Origin of the sequence: Burkholderia sp. Bp8986 (genome assembly GCF_003854225.1) — a bacterium.
GTDB lineage: Bacteria > Pseudomonadota > Gammaproteobacteria > Burkholderiales > Burkholderiaceae > Burkholderia.
The window spans coordinates 1-698 of record NZ_QTQM01000187.1; the positions used below are offsets into that span (position 1 = coordinate 1).

Genomic DNA, 698 nt, shown 5'->3' on the forward strand with positions numbered 1-698 from the left:
CTGCCGTCTCGGTACCACGTTCTCTGCCATGTTCTTCTCCATACAGTCAAAAAGTTATCAAACTTCTTGCTGTACGTGGAATCGGGGCAGGGTCAGTTGATCCGGCGTGATTACCTTGCCCTGCGGCGTGACGCCCTGGCGTTCCATCTGAAGTTGCTGCACCCAGCGGCGCAGCACCGTCTCGCCGACGCCGACCGAGCGGCTTGCTTCCATATGGCTATAGCCCTGGTCGAGCACCAGACAGGCGACTTGCTGTTTGAACTCCGGGGAAAACGTACGTCGTTGCTTGCTCATCAGACACCTCTTCATGGCGAACATTCTCGCCTAAATCAGAGTCCGGATTCATTAGACCACTACAGTCGAACATCTCGTTCACGTTGCCAAAATGCGTTGGCGCATTGAGCGTGACTACCAGGACCTCAAGCAGGAGTTCGGCCTTGGACACTTCGAGGGGCGTGGGTGGCGCGGATTTCATCATCATGCATCGCTATGCATCGCCGCCTACGGGTTTCTCGTCGCACAGCGCCTCAATGAAGGCGGTAAAAAAACTCCGAAATCCGCAGTGCACCTACCTTACCCACGAACTACATCGCACGCGGCTCCCCAGCGAATGCAGCGACACGTGGCGTTGGTGCACTCGATGAATGCGGACGCAACAGCCGTTTCCCAACGCCGTTATGCGGTGGCCCGCTCACGGC

Annotated in this window: 2 pseudogenes; one reads left to right on the top strand and one right to left on the bottom strand. The window is 57.2% G+C overall.

The annotated features are described in order from the left end of the window. Positions 1-96 precede the first annotated feature (96 nt). A pseudogene (locus DID99_RS36805) lies at positions 97-294 on the bottom strand (transposase); the annotation flags it as partial. Between the two features lie 58 nt (positions 295-352). On the opposite strand from DID99_RS36805, the pseudogene DID99_RS36810 reads away from it, so the two are divergent. Beyond that, a pseudogene (locus DID99_RS36810) lies at positions 353-698 on the top strand (transposase); the annotation flags it as partial.